Origin of the sequence: Burkholderia sp. BCC0322, assembly GCF_902833045.1 — a bacterium.
GTDB lineage: Bacteria > Pseudomonadota > Gammaproteobacteria > Burkholderiales > Burkholderiaceae > Burkholderia.
Genome location: NZ_CADFDU010000003.1, coordinates 21,552 through 40,145, shown reverse-complemented (window position 1 = coordinate 40,145; position 18,594 = coordinate 21,552). Strand labels below are relative to the sequence as shown.

Genomic DNA, 18,594 nt, shown 5'->3' with positions numbered 1-18,594 from the left:
CGTTCAGGCGGGGCCGCATTCATGGGCACGCATGCTGCAACGCACACGTGCGATGCGTTACAGCTTCGCGCTCACGCGCACCCATGCGGTCCGGCCCGGTTCCATCACCGGCGAGTTCGCCGGATAGCCGAAGCCCGCGTTGCCGGCGAGGTTCAGGTGCTCGGTGTAGGCCTTGTTCAGCACGTTGTCGACGCCGACCGAGATCTGCACGGTCTTGCTGATGTTGTATTGCGTATGCAGCGAGAGCACACCGAATCCGGCGCTCGGGCCGAAGTCCTTGCCGACCACGTTGCCCTCGTTCAGGGCATAGCAATGCTGCGGCGCAACGATGCGCCACAGCCCCCCTGCCGACCACGCACCACGCGTGTATTCGAGCCCGATGCGCGCCTCGAGCGGCGGTATCTGCGGCAACGGATCGCCGGTTGCGACGTTGCGCCCCCACGCATACGCGAGCGACGTCTCGACGCGCAGCGGCGAAACCGGTTTCCACGACACGCCCGCTTCGCCGCCCATGATCTGCGCGTTGACGTTGGTTGCCTGCGTGGTCGGGCCCATCATGCCGGCCGCGTAGTTGAACAGGATGAAGTCCTGCACGTAGCCCGCGTACGCCGACACCCATGCATCGAGCCGGTCGCTCTTGTATTGCGCGCCGATGTCGAGCTGCGTGGTCTTCTCCGGCTGCACCGCCGAGAACGCGTTGATCGAGCCGGCCGGCCCGCGCTTCGCGGAAAACAGCTCCCAGTAGTCGGGATAGCGCTCCGTATGGCCGACGCCCGCGTACCACGTGACGGGCAGCGACGCGAGGTCGCGCTCGTAGCGGATGAAGCCGCTCGGCAACACGCGCGTGCGATCGTCGTCGAAGGTCGGATTCGGCTTGCTCATCATCATGCCGCTCGTCGTCGCGCGCTTGTCGCGCGCGCTCGCATAGTCGATGCGCGCGCCGCCGATCACGCGCGACACTTCGCTTGCGTACCACGTCAGTTCACCGAACACGCCCGCGTTCCACATCGTCGCCTGCGCGCCCCACGGCTTGTCGCCGTAGTTCTGCCGTCCCATCGCCGAACGCGAGTCGAGCCGGTTCGATTGCGCGTCGACACCCGTCACGAGCTTGAAGTCGTCGGCAAAACGAAACGTCGCGGCCGCGCGCGCGCCGAACGTGCGACGCCGCACTTCCGACGCCATCCGCATCGGCATGCTGCTGGTCGGGTCCGGTTGCCGTAACGTGTAGTTGTCCATCACGTGATCGGCTTCGTTGTAGTACACACGTGCCTCGATCCGGTCGAGCACGTCGCCGAGATGCTGCTTGTCGAACGACAGGCCGAACGTTTCCCGGCGGAAATGCGCGCCGTCCATCCCGCGCCCCGCGTAGCGCGCATAGCCGTCGCCGGTGCCGGCGGTCAGTTCGACGCGTGTGTGGTCGTCCGGCGTCCAGCCGAGCGCCGCATCGGCGTTCCACTTGTCCCACTGCGACGGCACGGTGTTGCCGTTGCCGTCCTTGTAGTCTTGCGAATGTGCGTGGTTCGCGGTCACTCGGCCATAGACGTCCGGCGTGCCGGCCGTCACGTCGATGTTCTGGTCGTTGCGGCCGAACGACCCGCCGACCAGGCTGCCCGCGAAGCGCATGCCGGGCTTGTCGAAGCGCGGCGTCACGCGCTCGAACATCACGGTGCCGGCCGACGCGCCGGGACCGTACAGCACGGTCTGCGGGCCCTTCACGACGGTGACCTTGTCATAGCTTTCCGGTGCGATGTACGACGTCGGCGCATCCATCCGGCCCGGACATGCGCCGAGCGTCGACATCCCGTTCGCCAGGATGTTCAGCCGCGAGCCGAACATCCCGCGCAGCACGAGGTCGCCGTTGGTGCCACCGCTGCGGATCGACGTGAAACCGGGGATGGTTTTCAGGTAATCCGCGCCGTCGCTGGCGGGCAGCGGCTGGCGCGGGGTCTTCGGATCCGTGACGACGACGAGCGGCGTCGACAGCGGCGATGCGACGACTTCGATGGCCGGCAGCGGAGCGGCCGTATCATCGGTCGGCGCGCCGGGTGTGCGCGCCGTTTCGGCGGCCGCGGCGCTCGCGGCCAATGCGCCGACAGCGAGCGCGGGAACGGTGAGTTTCAGCACGCGCGGCATGTGCCGCACACAGGCATTGCGTGACGCCCGCGGCGCACGCAACTGGAAAATGGTCATGATCGAAAGCCCGAGTGACGCCCTCCACGCGGCCTCGACGGGCCGCACGGATATCGGCGGTGAAAAGAACGGAAACAGCGCGTCAGGCGCGCTCGGGCGGGGCGCGCGGGTACGCGCGCGGATAGCGGTCGGCGCGCGCCGCGACGGCGGGCGGCGCGACGGCGGAAACGGAAACGACGGGAACGGAAACGAGTGCCGCGGCGGCAGGCCCGCCGATCGCGGGACTGTGCGCGAAGAAACCGCAGTAGCCGCACGCATCGAGATGCAGCGCATGATCGTGCATGCGGCCCGCATCGGGCGACGGATGCGCGCCATGCTCCGTACTGCAGACGATCGCGTCAGGCGTGGCTGCCTGCGCGACGCGCCACTGCGACACCAGCGGCGCCGCGATCGCGAACCAGATCGCGAGCACGCCAAGCCAGGCGGTCAGGTGACGATGTCGGTGCAGCATGCTCGGCAACGAGTAAGCGGAATGTAAAAACAGCCGAGATGTTACAGAATGTTTAACGCGATGGCCAGTGCGGATGCCGGTAGACGAACCGGGGGCGCATGGTTGTCAATACAACCATGCGCCCCCGCCTGCTGCAGGTTTCCGGAACGTGCCGTTCAGGGCGCCATGCGCCGCAGCACGTCGTCGCGCCGGATGAAATGATGGTAGAGCGCGGCCAGCGCGTGCAGGCCGATCACGAAGTAGAACGCGTTGCCGATCAGTTCATGCGCTTCCTTGATCGTCGGCCGCAGCGCCTTGTCGGGGCCGAACAGCGTAAACGACAGGCCGAGCCAGTCGAGCGACACCGGCTTGCCGCCCAGGTTGATCATCATGATGCCGAGCAGCGGCTGCGCGATGATGAACACGTACAGCGCGACGTGCGCGAGCTTCGAGAGCCAGCGCAGCAGCGCCGCTTGCGGAATGGCCTCCGGCACACGGCTGACGGCCCGCCACAGTACGCGCAGCACCGACAGCACGAGCACGAGCGTGCCCGCGGTGAGATGCACGTTCATCCAGAACACGCGGCTGTCGCTGCCTTTCGGCCCACGGATCTCGATGGCCAGGTAGGCCAGCGCCACCAGCAGGAAGACGGCCCAGTGGAAGAAGATCGCGGGCGAGCTGTAGCGCGTCCGTTTCGCGAGGATGTTTCTCATGCTTCGTCTCGTGTCGTATGCGGGGATGGACGCATGCAGCCACAGCCCTGCGCCCGGCAAAGCTGCCCCGATTGTAGCCGCACGGGCGCCCGGTTTTGCACGACGCGCGCAAATATCCGACGAATTGTCCATGCGCGCCGCGCGGGGCCTCATATGGGAAAATCCGCATCGCGCATGCGGACGGCTGTGGCACGATGTAGCTTTGGTGCGACGGCGCGCGGGCATCATGAGCAAGGCGTTCTTCGTTGCGGCCTATCGGCTGATCGCCGCGTTGCTCGCGGTATCCACCACGCTGCGCAGCATCACCAACTACTGGCACCTGCCGGGCTTTCATCTCGGCAACTACCTCAGCTACTTCACGCAACTGAGCGGCCTCTATGCGGCCGCAATGCTCGCCACCGGGCTGTGGCACATCGCACGCCCCGGCTCGGCCCGCTACGAATCGATGCGCGGCGCCGCGGTGCTGTATGTCCTGATCACCGCCATCGTCTACGAACTCCTGCTCGCGCGGCTCGATGCACTGCGCCACGTCACGCCGGCGTTCAACAACTGGGTACTGCACCGGATCGTGCCGCTCGTCATGCTGTGCGACTGGCTGTACGTGGAGCCGCGCCTGCCGATTCCCCGGCGCAGCGCGTTCGCGTGGCTCGGTTTCCCGATCGTCTATCTCGGCTATACGCTGGTGCGTGGCGCGCTGGAGAACTGGTACCCCTATCCGTTCGTCGATCCGCGGCCGCACGGCTACCTGCCGGTTGCGATCCAGTGCTCGCTGATCGCGATGGGGGCGACGGCGCTCGCACTCGGCATTCGCTGGCTCGGCAATCACGCGAGACGGTTCGGTGCGGTGACGCTCAAGAAGGGATGAGGGCGGGAGCGTGTGCGCCGCCCGGCGCACACGAGGTGACGCGGGTCGTCAGCCGCCGTTGCGCGGCAGGAAGTTCATCGGATCGACGACCTTGCCGTTCTGGCGGACTTCGAACTCGAACGTCGAACGGCCGCTCGCGTCGGTGTCCATTTCTGCAACCGGCTGGCCCTGGCGCACCGCATCGCCTTCGTTGACGAGCAGCTTGCCGTTATGTCCGTAGGCCGTGATGAGCCCGTTCTCATGCTTCAGGATCACGAGCGGGCCGTAGGCCTTGACGCCGGACCCGGCGTAAACCACGCGCCCGGCCGCCGCGGCCCGCACCGAATGGTCGGGCCCGGATGCGACGATCACGACACCGCGCGTCTTGCCGGCCGAGAACGGCGTCGCCACGACACCGGTGGCCGGCCATGCGAGCGAGCCCGGCTGTGCGGCCGCCGCGGGCGCCTGCCCGAGCGACGTCGCGGCAGGCGGCGGCGCGACGCGCAGCACCTGGCCGGGATACACGGCATCGGTCGGTGCCATGTGGTTCCAGCTGGCCACGTCCTGGACGCGCTGCCCGTAGGCGTTTGCGACGCCCGCCAGCGTATCGCCCGGATTCACGCGGTAATAGCCGGCGATCACGCCCGGCGTCGCGGCCGACGTGGGTGCCGGCTGGCGCGTCGGCTGCCAGCTGTCGGTCCACGGCGTCATCGTGCAGCCCGTCAGCGCGATGGCTGCGGCAACGAGCGCCGCCTGCGGCAGCCAGCGCGTCAGCGCATCGTGGATGGGAATAGTTTCTCTCAAGGGTCCTCCCGGATTTGCGTCGTTGCGCCGCCCACCGCCCCCCGGCGCGCGACGCACGATGTCCGGCCGAACGGCCGGACCAATCAGTATCCGACCGCTGTCGCGGCCGTCAGTTTCCACATCGGGACGTTGGCGCGAATGAGCTCGCCGGCCCCTTTTTCGCATCGTCCCAGCCGGCAAAGATACCATTTGTGGCGGTCAAGGCCGCGTCGGCTGTCCGATCCGGCAACAATCTTGCGACGTCACACCGCCATTGCGGCGGCCTGCAAGCCGCGCCACACGGGCCGCCGGGCGGGCCTGCGGCGGATCTTTCGCATACCGTGCCGCCCTCGCAGGCGGTATCGATCCCGTCACATTCTCCCCTTCGATCGCCACCTATACTCGGTGATGCACTGCGCGACCCAACGACAAAACGAGGAGCATGACAATGAACAACGCGACGTTTCTTTCCGTGCAGCTCGACGCCGACGACTTCTCCGGTTCCAGCGGCCTGGTCGAATTGCTCAACCGGCACCTGCTGTTCGCGACCGACGTCGCCGAGGCGGCCGATGCGCTCGTCCAGCTGGCGAGCGTCGCGCATTTGACCGGCGCCACGCGCCACAGCGTCGAGCTGCCGATCCTCGCGATCGAGCGGCTGCGTGATGCGCTCGACACGTTGAGCGGCTACGACGAAACGTGGCTGCAGGTGCTGGAACCGGCCGAAGCGCTGTTCCGGGATATCGGGCACGGCCGGCGCGCGCTGCACTGAACCGACGGCCGGCGCGATATGCGCGCCGCCAATGAAAACAGCCCGCCGTTCCGCATGACGGAACGACGGGCTGTTCGTACTTCCAGGGCAGGATCAGGCCGCCGATGCGGCCGCACCATTAACGACCCTTGTAGATCGGGGCGTCGTCAGCGATACGCTTGACTTGCCAGCCGGTCTTGGCCTTGGCCGGCGCGCCGGATTCCTGCGCGGCAGCCGGTTGCGCGCCGTAGCCGGTCGTGTCGGCAGCGGCGACGTTCTGTTGCGGGTTCAGGCGGGCTTCGGCAGCCTGGATGCTTTCCGGGTAGTTCGTACGGTCACTGCCCAGCTTGTAGCCGGCTTGTTGCACGGCGACCAGTTCGGCCTTCACCTGTGCACGGGTGACGGGCGCGTTCTGTTGGGCGAACGAGACGGCGGGAACGGCGAGGACGGCAGCTGCGGCGAACGTTGCGATCAGCGATTTCATGATTACCTCCGGGATTTTTTTGCTCCGCCGCACACACCATGTCTGCAGCGATGGAACAGAGTTTAGTCCCGGCGTCCCCTAGGGAAAACCATGAAAGAGCGAAAACACTGTTTCCCCGGAGCCAACAATGTCGGCATCCGGGATAGAAAAACCCTATTCAAAGAATAGATTTTCGCAACAATGCTGTCCCCGCCAGCCGGTTACGACCAGTTCGCGTGGAAGCTGCCCGGCTTGTCGGTACGCTCGAACGTGTGCGCGCCGAAGAAATCCCGCTGCGCCTGCACGAGGTTCGCCGGCAGCCGCTCGGAGCGGTAGCTGTCGAAGTACGCGACCGCCGACGCGAACGCCGGCACCGGCACGCCGGCCTTCACCGCGGCGACCACGACGTCGCGCAGCGACGCCTGGTAATTCGCGGCGATGTCCTTGAAGTACGGATCGAGCAGCAGGTTCGCGAGCGCCGGATCCTTCGCGTACGCGTCCGTGATCTTCTGCAGGAAGCGCGCGCGGATGATGCAGCCCGCGCGGAAGATCTTCGCGATCGTCCCGAGATCGAGGTTCCAGCCGTACTCTTCCGACGCCGTGCGCAGTTGCGCGAAGCCCTGCGCGTACGAGATCACCTTGCTCAGGTACAGCGCGCGACGCACCGCTTCGATGAACGCGGCGCGATCGCCGTCGAGCGGCGCGGCAACCGGGCCCGACAGGATCTTGCTGGCCGCGACGCGTTCGGTCTTCAGCGACGACAGCACGCGCGCGAACACCGATTCGGTGATGAGCGGCAGCGGCACGCCGAGATCCAGCGCGTTCTGGCTCGTCCATTTGCCGGTGCCCTTCTGCGCGGCGCGATCGAGGATCACGTCGACGAGGTGCTTGCCGGTTTCCTCGTCCTTCTTGCCGAAGATCTTCGACGTGATCTCGATCAGGTAGCTGTCGAGCTCGCCCTGGTTCCACTCGGTGTACACCGCGCCGAGCTCGTCGTTGGTCAGGCCCGCAACGCCCTTCAGCACCGCATAGCTTTCGGCGATCAGCTGCATGTCGCCGTACTCGATGCCGTTGTGGACCATCTTCACGTAATGGCCCGCACCGTCCGGGCCCATGTACGCGACGCACGGCTCGCCGTCCGACGGTGCCTTGGCGGCGATCTGCTTGAGGATCGGCTCGACGAGGTCGTACGCGTCACGCTGGCCGCCGGGCATGATCGACGGGCCGCGCAGCGCGCCCTCTTCGCCACCCGACACGCCGGTGCCGATGAAGTGCAGGCCCGATTGCGCGAGCTCCTGGTTACGGCGGATCGTGTCGGTGAAGTGCGTATTGCCGCCGTCGATCAGCACGTCGCCCTTCTCGAGCAGCGGCTTGAGCGACGCAATCGTCGCGTCGGTCGCTTCACCGGCCTTGACCATCATCAGGATCCGGCGCGGCGTTTCGAGCGACGCGACGAACTCCTCGAGCGTATAGGTCGGCACCAGATTGCGGCCGGGGAATTCGGCGATCAGTTCGTCGGTTTTCTCGCGGCTGCGGTTGTACACCGACACCGCGTAACCGCGGCTCTCGATATTGAGTGCGAGATTGCGGCCCATCACCGCGAGCCCGATCACACCGATTGCTTGTTTGCCCATTAGTCAATTCTCCGGAAAAAACGGGGCGCGACCCGAGCCGGGTCGCGCGCACAGGCGAAAGGATAGTGGAAACCCGGCGGCGATGCGCGCTTGCGTGTCATTGCTCCGCGTGCGGCAGCCGCCGGAACACGACGCTCAGGTTGTTCGCCGGCATCTCGACCACCTCGATGCAGTCGAGCCCGCGATCGAGGCCGAGCGCGACGACGGTCTCGAGATCGCGCACGCCCCACGACGGGTCGCGGCTTTGCAGTTGCTGGTCGAAGGCTTCGTTCGACGGCGCCGTATGCCGGCCCTCGCGGCGATACGGCCCGTAAAGGAACAGCACGCCGCCCGGCCGCAGCAGGCGCGACGCGCCTGCGAACAGCGCGTCGGTGCAGGCCCACGGCGAGATGTGAATCATGTTGATGCAGACGATTGCATCGAGCGCGTCGACCGGCCACGACGCGTCGCGCACGTCGAACGCGAGCGGCCCGGCAACGTTGGCGAGGCCCGCATGGGCCACCCACGCGGCGATCGAGCGCCGCGCCTGTGCATCGGGATCGCTCGGCTGCCAGTGCAGGCCCGGCAGCGCCTGCGCGAAGTGGACCGCATGCTGCCCCGTGCCGCTCGCGATTTCGAGCACGCGGCCGCTCGCCGGCAACACGCGGCGCAAGACGTCGAGGATCGGCCCGCGATTGCGTTCGGCCGCCGGCGCCGACAGCCGCGCGGACGGATCGGGAGATGAGGTCGGGCCGCTCACGATGCCTGCTCCGGTGCGTGGCCCGTGAGGCCAAGCCGTGCCGTCAGTGCGTCGAGCGCGGGTGCGCAACGCGCCTCGACCTTCAGCGTCAGGATCGGATCGGCACGCGTATGGCCGAGATTGAGCGCGGCGACCGGCTTGTGCCGTGCCTGCGCCCACACGCAGAAGCGGTAGCCGGAATACACCATCAGCGACGAGCCGACGACCAGCAGCGCATCGGCCGCATCGAGCGCCTGCGACGCGAGCGCCACGCGCTCGCGCGGCACGTTTTCGCCGAAGAACACGACCGCCGGCTTCAGCAGCCCGCCGCACGCGGGGCACGCCGGGATGCGGAACGTGTCGAGCGCGGCCCATTCGATGTGCGCGTCGCCATCTGCGGCCGGCTCGGCCCGCGCGCCCAGCAATTCGGGATTGTCGGCCTCGAGCATGATCTGGATCGTCGCGCGCGCATGATGCGCGCCGCAGCCGAGGCACGTGACGCGGTCGATTCCGCCGTGCAGTTCGATGACGTCGCCGCTGCCCGCGCGCTGGTGCAGGCCATCGACGTTCTGCGTGACGAGTCGCTCGATCCGTCCCGCACTGCCGAGCCGCGCCAGCGCGACGTGCGACCCGTTCGGCTGCGCGCGGCCGACGACGGGCCAGCCGATCATGCTGCGCGCCCAATAGCGCCGCCGCGCGGCATCGGAGCCGAGGAATTCGTGGAGCTGGATCGGCGGCGAGCGCATCCATTGGCCGTTGCGGTCGCGATAGCCGGGAATGCCGGAGTCGGTGCTGATGCCCGCGCCTGTCAGGACCAGCAGGCGCGGATGGCGCTCGACGAACGTGTGCAGCGCATCGAGTGCGGCCGGATCGACGCCGGCGGTTGAAGGGTCGTGCAGGGCTTTGTCGTTCATGTTGGCAACGCGTGATCGGGCGCGCCGGCAAGCACCGTGCGCCCGCACGGGCGGCCAGGCACGCCAGCACATGATACAGAACGCCGCGCGATCGGGCCGAGGGCTCGCGTCGCAAACCGGCGCACAAAAAAAGACGCCCACCGCCACGTGGCGATGGGCGCTTCAACAATTGATCCATCGGGGTAGTGGATCAACTGACAGCACAATTTCGCGGCGTCCGCCCTGCTGCGGCCGGTGAACGCTTCCCCTGGACTGCATATGTTCCGCGATGCCGGACGCATCGTTGCGCTGCCGGCTTTCCGGTGCGATCCGGTTCGGCCCCGTGGCGCCGACGCAATGCACGGCACGCACACGCATACGCCGCGCGACGACTTGCGTTGCGCGCGGCACATTGACGATCCGGGATCGGGGCCGGGCCATCCGCAGGCATTCGAGGTTCATCCCCGACGGCCGACCGGCACCAGTCGGCCTCGTGCGTTACACCTGCACGTCGTCGTTCAGAACAAACCCGATTGCTCGGATGGAACAGAAAGCCGCGCGCTCACGTCGCCTCGATCAACGGCGAAGCGAATACCCTGGCAGGTCGGCGATTCATGTTTGCAACACGACACGTTGCGATTCGGTCTGTTCTCATTCTCTTGTCCCCGTCTCCGATGCGTCCGACCCACTGAAGCGATCGCCGGACCGACTGCGTCCGCGACCGCGCTCACGGCCTGCACAGATATGCAAGGAGCGCACCATGCTTCGCGCCGCAAGGCCGCGCGGGCGGGTTTGGTGCGATCGACGCGAATCGCGCACCGGCAAGAAGCGCGAACGTTTCGAAACTGAAACGCCTTCCGGATCGACGAACGTCGGCCGGGCGTGGCGTCACGCGGCGCAGGCACGCCCCGCGCGGGTAGTGCGGTGTTGCATCCGCGCGCGTTCGCCGCACGGCTGACAATCGCCCCACAGTGCCACATGAATGCGGCGCGCGGCCCCGTCCTGACGTTCCTCGCGCAGCGGGCACCACCTGACCGGAGCCCCCTGCTCGATGCATGCCCGACGCAAACGACTGGCTGGATATCGACGACCGCACGCTGTTCCGACTGCCTCCGGATCGCCGGACCGAACGCGAGAACGATCCCGGCTGCTCGCCCGGGCCGCGCTTCTGGCTCGGCCTCACACTGCCAGGCTTGACGCCGCGGCCGGCGCGACGCCTCGACACACGTCAACGAAAGGCTTCGATCACCTTGGCGCGACGCTCGGTTTCGTCGACGAAGCAACTGTCGACCTCCACGAGCCCGAGCGTGCCGCCCGCATCGGGCTGCCGCGATTCGGCGCAAGCGGCATCCCGTGCCTTGAGCCAGCGGCGCTCGTCGTGGCGCAACCTCGCTTTGCCCTGCTCATCCAGGCTCGCCATCTTCGCCTTGTAGATGGCATTCAACCGTTTGTCGGCCGCGTCGTATTTCAGCCGCAGGCAATTGCGGATGTCGGCCGTGTAGCCCGTCTCCTCTGCAGTCTTGCAGATAGCGGCTCGCTCCGCCTCATCCGCGAGCGTACCGGACGCAATCGCGAAGAGCATTGCGCCCGCCGCCAGACCGATCATCCTGTGTTGCAGCGCATTCATCCGGATTCGTTGATTTCAATGACGGAAGGCATCGATTATGCCCGGCCCGCTCCTGACCCTCGCGGTTCCGACGTCAACCGGTCACGCTCGATCGGTCACTGCGCATGCGGTGCCGCGCAACCGTCGTGCAAACACGCTAGCATTCGGACACGCACCGCCCTGCGTTCGCCCCGCACTGCCTCCCAGGATTCGACATGACCTCGCCCGCCCCCGCCCGCCCCGACGTTGCGCATCGCGTCTTTTCGGACGGACGGCTGTCGATCGGCCTCACGCTGCCGCTGCTTCGCAGCGGCCAAATCGTCGCCGATTTCAACGACCAACTCGAGCTCGCGGCACTGGCCGATACGCTCGGCTTTCGCGCGCTGTGGATTCGCGACGTGCCGCTGAACAGCGCCGACTATCCCGACCCGGTCGGCCACCTCGACCCGTGGGTCCTGCTCGGCGCTCTGGCGTCACGCACGCGCCGGATCGCGCTCGCCAGCGGCGCGATCGTGCTGCCGCTACGTCATCCGCTGCATATCGCGAAGGGCGCGCTGTCGGTCGCGACGCTGTCGGGCGGGCGTTTCATCCTCGGGCTCGGCTCCGGCGACCGGCCGCCCGAATATGCGGCGTTCGGCGTCGATGCGGAAACGCGGCGCGACCGCTACCGCGCGCACTGGGAGGTCGTCGCGGCCGCGCTCGGCGTGCCATCGCGCGTGCTGCCCGACGAAGCGCCGCCCGATGCGCCCGAATTCACGCTGCTGCCACGAGGCGCCGACGCGGTGCCGATGCTGGCAGTCGGCTCGGGTGGGCAAAGCGTCGACTGGATTGCTCGGCACTCGATCGGCTGGATGACGTATCACCGCGATCCGGACACGCAGCGCGCCCGCCATTCGATGTGGCGCGCGGCGGTCGAGCGGCTCGCGTCGCCCGCCTTTCGCGCGTTCGGCGTGTCGATGCGGCTCGACCTTGACACGAATCCCGACGCGCCGGCCACCGCCTTGCCGCTTGGCTATGCAACCGGACACCGCGCATTGGTGGACATCCTGCACGACATGCGCGCGGCGGGCACCCACCACGTCACGCTGAATCCGGGCTCGGACCGGCCCGTGCGCGAAGTCATCGAAGAAATCGCGGAACACGTTCTGCCGGCTTTTCACGACGAGCCAGCGCAATTCAGCAGGATTCCATATTAATTCGACACGGCGCGTGCATCGCCCACCGCTGCTGACAAGCCGCTATTACAAATTCATTACACGCCGGCAATTGAAATGCCCCAACCTATCCGGCTGCCTGCAGCCCGCGTCAGACACATGACTGCGCAAACGCGCCGCTAACGCCCGCGCCGCGACGCGCATGCACGATTCGAATGATCGTCGATGGAACTATTCGGTTCCGATCGCAATCATGTTAACTTCCGTCCATCGTTCAGCCCGGCGGGCCGCGCGCCGATGCGCGCCCGCATGCCTACTTCATGCGACATTTCCTCCTCGGCTGGCTGCTTGCCGCCGTCGTCTCGGCCGCGCACGCGGCCGCTCCCGCCCCGGCCGCCGCGTCTGCCGCGTCCGGCACCGCGCCCGCGCTGACGCCGCAACAGGCGCAGCAGGCACTCAATGTGCTCGAAAATCCACGCGATCGCGCGCAGGTCGAAACGACGCTGCGCGCGATCGCGGCCGTCGGCGCACTGAGCGCACCTGCGGTCGCGGCAAGCGATGCGACTGCGGCCAGCGCCGCGTCGGCCGCCGCGGCCCCGACCGCGCTCAAGTCGAATGGGCTCGCGTCGATGCTTGTCCGGCAGGGATCGCGCTGGACCACCGAAATCGGCGGTGCGCTGAAGGAATCGCTGCACTCGCTGCTCGATGTCGGGTCGGTCGGAAGCTGGTGGCATGACAAGCTGGTGCGCGCCGACGAGCGCGCGGATCTTGCACACGCGCTCTGGATCATCATCGCCGTGCTCGTGCCCGCGCTCGTCGTCGAATGGTTCGCGAAGCGGCTGTTGCGACGTGCGCTGGCCGCAGTGGCCGCTCGGCGCGCCGACACGTCGCGCCGCACCATGCCCGATGCCGTTACATTCGACTCCGCCGCGCCCGACGACGACATCGCCCCGCCGGGCACCCCCACCCCGCCAGACGCTCCCGACGCCGCGCCCGCAGCGTCGCAAGGCCGCGGCCACGCGCGCCGCCACACCACGCTGCTGCACCGGATGCCACGCGTGCTCGTCAGCCTCGCGCTGCGTGCGGTGCCGCTGCTCGTGTTCGTCGGCGTCGCGAGCCTGACGATGTCGGCGATCGGCGATACGGACACGCCGATCGAATCCGCGCTCGAAGCACTGATCGACATCTACGTGATCTGCCGGCTCGTCACGATCGTCAGCCGGCTGTTCTTCCAGCCCGATGCGCGGCAATTGCGGTTGCTGCATGTCAGCGACGCGTGGGCCGGCTTCGCGCAACGTTCGATCGCGCGGATCGTGATCGTGATCGGCGCCTGCACGGCCGCTGTCGAGATCGCCGCGAACTTCGGTCTCAGCGACGCCGGTCACGTCGCGCTGCTCAAAGCCGTCGCGCTCGTCGGGCACCTGATGGTTTCGGCACTGATCCTGCGGTGCCGCCAGCCGGTCGCCGCACGGATCCGCTCAGCCGGCGAGGACCGTCCGTCCTTCACGATGATCGCCAACGCGCTCGCGGACGCATGGGCGCCCGTGTCGGTATTCGTCGTGATGGCGCTGTGGTTCGTGTGGGCGCTCGACGTCCACAACGGCTACCGCGTGCTGATCACGCTCGGCGGCCGCTCGATCGCCGTGATGATCGGCATGCGGATGGTGTCGATCGTCGTGTTCGGCGCGCTCGCGCGGCTGTTCCAGGGCCGCGACGAAGACCGCACGCCCGTCCACGTGCACGCGTACCGCTACTACCCGCTGCTGCGCCAGATCGTGTCGGGCGCGATCGGCATCGTGACCATCCTGGTGCTGCTGCAGATCTGGGGCGTGCCGATCTTCCGCGCGTTCGAAACCGGCACGATCGGCCACCGGCTCGCATCGGCGCTGGTGACGATCGCCATCGCGGCCATCGTCGCGCTCATCGTGTGGGAGGCCGCGAATATTGCGATCGAGCGCCGGCTGCAACGATGGACCCGCGAAGGCAATCTCATGCGCGCGGCACGGCTGCGCACGCTGCTGCCGATGCTGCGCTCGCTGCTGTTCGTGATGATCGCGCTCGTCGTCGTGCTGACGGGCCTCAGCCAGCTCGGCGTGAACGTCGGCCCGCTGCTTGCCGGCGCCAGCATCTTCGGCGTCGCGCTCGGCTTCGGCTCGCAGAAGCTCGTGCAGGATTTCATCACCGGGATCTTCCTGTTGATGGAAAACGCGATGCAGGTCGGTGACTGGGTCACGCTCGCCGGCGTGTCGGGCACGGTCGAGTACCTGTCGATCCGCACCGTGCGGCTGCGCGCCGGCGACGGGTCGCTGTACACGATCCCGTTCAGCTCGGTGACGACCGTCAACAATACGAATCGCGGGCTCGGCAACGCGTCCGTCAAGATCAGCATTGCCTACGGCGAGGATATCGATCGCGCGGTCACGACACTGAAGGAGATCGGCGCCGCGTTGCGCGACGATCCGACGTACCGCGACGGCATCCTGTCGGACTTCAGCTACTGGGGTATCGACCAGGTCGACGGCGCGGCGCTCGCGCTGGCCGGACAGATGCAATGCACGGACTCGACGCGCTGGAGCGTGCAGCGTGAATTCAACCGGCGGATCGCGGAGACGTTCCGCGAACGCGGCATCCGGATCGCCAATCCGCAGCGCAGCGTCGTCGCGTACGCGGACGGATCGCGGCCTGTCGTCAATGGCGACAACGGCAATGCAGCCGAGCCGCCGGCGCCGGCCGAACCGGCGCGCAAGCCGGGTTGACCCGCCGGGGCTGACGGCGCGCCGCGTTCAACGCGCGGCGGGCTTGTTAACGCGTCGAGTGCTGTTTGCAGCGGGCGTCGACGCCCCCGTCTTTGCCGAGCGTTTCGCCGCCACACCTCGCCCCCGCTTCGAGCCGGCGTCAGGAGCGGCCGCCAATCCATCGCGCTGCGCGTGCCATTGCTGGAGCAGCACGCGCGTCTGCTCGGCGATCGTGTCGGTCAGCAGCGCCGCACGCTCGCCTTCGAATGCCTCCCATTCGAGCAACTGCAGCGCCGAACGCTGCGCGATGTGGAACACCGTGATCTGCCCGAACAGGCTCAGCGCGCGCAATCGCGTGACCGGATCGTTGGCCGGCCGCCCCGAGATACGGCCGATCAGCTCGGCGCTCACGTCGTTGAGCGGCTTGCGCATGCGTTTCATCAGGATTTCGCTCGCGCTCGCCGGCTCCTGGCCGCCTTGCTCGCGCGCGAAGAACATCCGCTGGTTCATCGTCTTCGGCGCCGTGAACATCCGGTCCGCAAGCGCACGCAGCAGCCCGACGAACGCGTCGATCAGCACGTCGACGTCCGCGTCCGCATCGAGCATCGCTCGTGCATGGCCGACTGCCGGCGCGAACACTTCCCAGCCGAGCTCCGCGATCGTCTCCACGCACGCGCGGTACACGCCTTCCTTGTTCTCGAAGTAGTACTGGAGCGCCGGCGCATTCACGCCGGCCATCGCCGCGATCTCGCGTGTCGATGCACCCGCGAACCCGCGCTCGCCGAACAGTTCGATCGCCGCCTCGATGATCCGCTGGCGCGTTTCGTCGCCGCGGGCGTAGCCGCCCGCCGACGTGCGGCGCAGCTTCTTCGCTTCGTTCATGCCTTCCTCGTCATTCGCTCGCCCGACATTCTACTTGACACAATTTTATCAACTGGAATAATTCTTCCACTTGGAATAAATTTGACGCCCGCATGTCGACGCTGCAAGACTCGCCACAGAAAGCAAATCGTCAGGAAAACGGAACAACCCCACGAAACGGCAACAGCTTGAAGCGGCGCGTCCTGCTCGTCGCCGCCGTGCTGGCGGCCATCGGCGGCGCCGTCTGGCTCGGCCGATGGTGGACCGTCGGCCGCTTCATCGAAAGCACCAACGACGCGTACTTGCAGGCGGACAGCATGACCGCCGCGCCGAAGGTTGCCGGCTACGTGACCGACGTGTACGTGCGCGACAACCAGGCCGTGAAGGCCGGCGATCCGCTCGTGCGGCTCGACGTCCGCCAGTACCAGGTCGCGCTCGCGCAATCGCTTGCGACCGTCGACGCGCGCCGCGCGGATATCGCACGCGCCGAAGCCGACATCAGCCAGCAGCAGGCGAATCTCGAGCAGGCCGATGCGCAGGCGAAGGTGTCGCGCATCAATGCGCAGCACGCCAGCGACGAATACTTGCGCTATGCGCCGCTCGCGGCGACCGGTGCGGAAACGCACGAACGCGTCGCCGACCTGAAGAGCACGCGCGACCAGGCCGCCGCGACGCTCGCCGCGAACAATGCGTCGATCGCTGCCGCGCGTACGCAGATCGCGTCGACCACCGCGCAGCTCCAGCAGGCGCGCGCGCAGCTCGAGGCCGCGCAGGCCAGCGCCGCGCAGGCGCAGCTTGATCTCGACAACACGATCGTGCGCAGCACGCTCGACGGCCGCGTCGGCGATCGCACGGTGCGCGTCGGTCAATACGTGCAGCCCGGCACGCGCCTGCTGACCGTCGTGCCCGTCGACGCGATCTACCTCGTCGCGAACTTCAAGGAAACGCAGATCGGCAACATGCGCATCGGCCAGCCCGTCGAATTGCACGTCGACGCGCTGCCGGACGGCGCGCTGTCGGGCGTCGTCGACAGCTTCGCACCCGGCACGGGCGCGCAGTTCGCGCTGCTGCCGCCCGAGAACGCGACCGGCAACTTCACGAAGATCGTCCAGCGCGTGCCGGTGCGCATCCGCCTCGCCGCGAACGCCCGCGCGCAGCGCATGCTGCTGCCGGGGCTGTCGGTGACGGTCGACGTCGATACACGCTCGACTCGCGACGAGACGCATCATGGCTGAACCGTCCGCCACGATGCCCATGCCGCCGCACGAAGGCCGCGCGAGCGTGACCGACTGGATCGCGGTCGCGGCCGGCGCGCTCGGCGCGCTGATGGCGACGCTCGACATCTCGATCACGAACTCCGCGCTGCCGCAGATCCAGGGCGAAATCGGCGCGACCGGCACCGAGGGCACGTGGATCTCGACCGGCTACCTGATGTCGGAGATCGTGATGATCCCGCTCGCCGCATGGCTCACGCGCGTGTTCGGGCTGCGTAATTTCCTGCTGACGAACTCCGCGCTGTTCATCGCGTTCTCGATGATGTGCGGCTGGTCGCATTCGCTGCCGATGATGATCGCCGGCCGGATCGGCCAGGGCTTCACCGGCGGCGCGTTGATCCCGACCGCGCAGACCATCATCCGCACGCGGCTGCCGCTGTCGCAGCTACCGGTCGGCATGACGCTGTTCGGCCTGATCGTGCTGCTCGGGCCGCTGTTCGGCCCCGTACTCGGCGGCTGGCTCGCGGAAAACGTGAACTGGAGCTGGTGCTTCTTCCTGAACCTGCCGGTGTGCCTGCTGCTGATGGCGCTGCTGATATTCGGGCTGCCGTCGGACCGCCCGCAATGGCACGCATTCCTGAACGCGGACTGGCTCGGAATCTTCGGCCTCGCGATCGGGCTGAGCTCGCTGACCGTCGTGCTCGAGGAAGGCCAGCGCGAACGCTGGTTCGAATCGCAGATGATCGTCACGCTGAGCATCGTGTCGTTCGCCGGGATGATCCTGATCGCGTTGTCGCAGATCCATGCGAAGCGGCCGATCGTGCGGCTGTCGCTGATGCGCAACCCGCGCTATGCGAGCGTGATCGTGATCGTGTCAGCGGTCGGCGCCGGGCTGTATGGCGTGTCCTACCTGCTGCCGCAGTTCCTCGCGATCGTCGCCGGCTACAACGCGGAACAGGCAGGCGCGATCATGCTGCTGTCGGGGCTGCCCGCCTTTCTCGTGATGCCGATCCTGCCGCGCCTGCTCGGCAAGGTCGATTTCCGCATCCTCGTGATCTCGGGGCTGCTGCTGTTCTGCCTGAGCTGCATGCTCGACATCAGCCTGACCGCGCAGAGCGTCGGCCACGACTTCGTCTGGTCGCAACTGATCCGCGGCGTCGCGCAGATGCTCGCGATGATGCCGCTCAACCAGGCATCGATGGCGGCCGTCGCACGCGAAGACTCGGGCGATGCGGCCGGACTCTACAACATGGCGCGCAATCTCGGCGGCTCGATCGGGCTCGCGATCATCGGCACCGTGATCGACCGGCGCACGACTTTCCACACGGCCGCGCTGCGCGAATCGGTGACGGCGAACTCGCTGATCGGGCAGGACCGGCTGTCGGCCTACGCGGCCAACTGGTTCTCCCACACCGGCGACCTCGCGTATTCGAACATGCGCGCGCTCGGACAGCTGGCGCAGCAGATCCAGATCCAGGCGGTCGTGATGACCTATTCCGAAACCTTTTATCTGCTGGGCCTCGCACTGCTCGCCTGCGTGCCGCTCGCGCTGCTGCTGAGAACGCCGCGCGGGCCGCAGCCGATGTCGTCCGGCCACTGAACCGTCTT

Annotated in this window: 16 protein-coding genes; 6 read left to right on the top strand and 10 right to left on the bottom strand. The window is 67.4% G+C overall.

Translation table 11 applies throughout. The features are described 5' to 3' along the window. Positions 1–57 precede the first annotated feature (57 nt). From HWX39_RS10555 to HWX39_RS10545, 3 genes are all read right to left on the bottom strand, one after another. Entirely contained in the window at positions 58–2,190 is a 2,133-nt protein-coding gene (locus HWX39_RS10555; RefSeq protein ID WP_175967753.1) for a TonB-dependent copper receptor, read from the bottom strand. An 82-nt stretch (positions 2,191–2,272) separates the two neighbouring features. Next, positions 2,273–2,641, bottom strand: a complete 369-nt coding sequence (locus HWX39_RS10550) for a DUF2946 domain-containing protein (RefSeq protein WP_175967751.1) — start codon at positions 2,639–2,641, stop codon at positions 2,273–2,275. 155 nt (positions 2,642–2,796) lie between these two features. Then, positions 2,797–3,333 carry a cytochrome b gene (locus tag HWX39_RS10545; RefSeq protein WP_175967749.1) on the bottom strand — a complete coding sequence of 179 codons (537 nt, stop codon included), beginning with the start codon at positions 3,331–3,333 and terminating at the stop codon, positions 2,797–2,799. A 226-nt stretch (positions 3,334–3,559) separates the two neighbouring features. Here HWX39_RS10545 and HWX39_RS10540 point away from each other — a divergent pair, with 226 nt between their 5' ends. Beyond that, complete coding sequence (locus HWX39_RS10540) at positions 3,560–4,198, top strand: Pr6Pr family membrane protein (protein ID WP_175967746.1); 639 nt, start codon at positions 3,560–3,562, stop codon at positions 4,196–4,198. A 48-nt stretch (positions 4,199–4,246) separates the two neighbouring features. On the opposite strand, the gene HWX39_RS10535 is transcribed toward HWX39_RS10540, so the two are convergent. Further along, complete coding sequence (locus tag HWX39_RS10535) at positions 4,247–4,981, bottom strand: peptidoglycan DD-metalloendopeptidase family protein (protein WP_175967744.1); 735 nt, start codon at positions 4,979–4,981, stop codon at positions 4,247–4,249. Between the two features lie 427 nt (positions 4,982–5,408). Here HWX39_RS10535 and HWX39_RS10530 point away from each other — a divergent pair, with 427 nt between their 5' ends. After that, positions 5,409–5,729 carry a hypothetical protein gene (locus tag HWX39_RS10530; RefSeq protein ID WP_175967742.1) on the top strand — a complete coding sequence of 107 codons (321 nt, stop codon included), beginning with the start codon at positions 5,409–5,411 and terminating at the stop codon, positions 5,727–5,729. A 118-nt stretch (positions 5,730–5,847) separates the two neighbouring features. On the opposite strand, the gene HWX39_RS10525 is transcribed toward HWX39_RS10530, so the two are convergent. The 5 genes from HWX39_RS10525 to HWX39_RS10505 all read right to left on the bottom strand — a co-directional run bounded on the left by HWX39_RS10525 (position 5,848) and on the right by HWX39_RS10505 (position 11,043). Next, positions 5,848–6,192, bottom strand: coding sequence for a DUF4148 domain-containing protein (locus HWX39_RS10525; RefSeq protein ID WP_175967740.1), 345 nt, complete (start codon positions 6,190–6,192; stop codon positions 5,848–5,850). Positions 6,193–6,392: 200 nt separating this feature from the next. Beyond that, on the bottom strand, positions 6,393–7,805 hold the full coding sequence (gndA, locus tag HWX39_RS10520; RefSeq protein ID WP_175967738.1) for an NADP-dependent phosphogluconate dehydrogenase: 1,413 nt from the start codon (positions 7,803–7,805) through the stop codon (positions 6,393–6,395). A gap of 97 nt (positions 7,806–7,902) precedes the next feature. Beyond that, a complete protein-coding gene (locus tag HWX39_RS10515; RefSeq protein ID WP_175967736.1) occupies positions 7,903–8,544 on the bottom strand; it encodes a DUF938 domain-containing protein in 642 nt (213 codons plus the stop codon). Continuing rightward, complete coding sequence (locus HWX39_RS10510; RefSeq protein WP_175967734.1) at positions 8,541–9,437, bottom strand: NAD-dependent protein deacetylase; 897 nt, start codon at positions 9,435–9,437, stop codon at positions 8,541–8,543. The genes HWX39_RS10515 and HWX39_RS10510 overlap by 4 nt, the downstream gene beginning before the upstream one ends. A 1,207-nt stretch (positions 9,438–10,644) precedes the next feature. Further along, positions 10,645–11,043, bottom strand: coding sequence for a lysozyme inhibitor LprI family protein (locus HWX39_RS10505; RefSeq protein WP_175967732.1), 399 nt, complete (start codon positions 11,041–11,043; stop codon positions 10,645–10,647). A gap of 194 nt (positions 11,044–11,237) precedes the next feature. On the opposite strand from HWX39_RS10505, the gene HWX39_RS10500 reads away from it, so the two are divergent. Further along, entirely contained in the window at positions 11,238–12,218 is a 981-nt protein-coding gene (locus HWX39_RS10500; protein WP_175967730.1) for an LLM class oxidoreductase, read from the top strand. A gap of 278 nt (positions 12,219–12,496) precedes the next feature. Further along, positions 12,497–14,932, top strand: coding sequence for a mechanosensitive ion channel domain-containing protein (locus tag HWX39_RS10495; protein WP_175967728.1), 2,436 nt, complete (start codon positions 12,497–12,499; stop codon positions 14,930–14,932). A 27-nt stretch (positions 14,933–14,959) separates the two neighbouring features. Here the strand turns inward: HWX39_RS10495 and HWX39_RS10490 are convergent, their stop codons facing one another. Beyond that, positions 14,960–15,793: a CerR family C-terminal domain-containing protein gene (locus tag HWX39_RS10490; protein WP_175967726.1), complete on the bottom strand. Its 834-nt coding sequence runs from the start codon at positions 15,791–15,793 to the stop codon at positions 14,960–14,962. 92 nt (positions 15,794–15,885) lie between these two features. Here HWX39_RS10490 and HWX39_RS10485 point away from each other — a divergent pair, with 92 nt between their 5' ends. Next, positions 15,886–17,007, top strand: coding sequence for an HlyD family secretion protein (locus HWX39_RS10485; protein WP_175967724.1), 1,122 nt, complete (start codon positions 15,886–15,888; stop codon positions 17,005–17,007). Beyond that, positions 17,000–18,586, top strand: coding sequence for an MDR family MFS transporter (locus HWX39_RS10480; RefSeq protein WP_175967722.1), 1,587 nt, complete (start codon positions 17,000–17,002; stop codon positions 18,584–18,586). The genes HWX39_RS10485 and HWX39_RS10480 overlap by 8 nt, the downstream gene beginning before the upstream one ends. Positions 18,587–18,594: the final 8 nt, after the last annotated feature.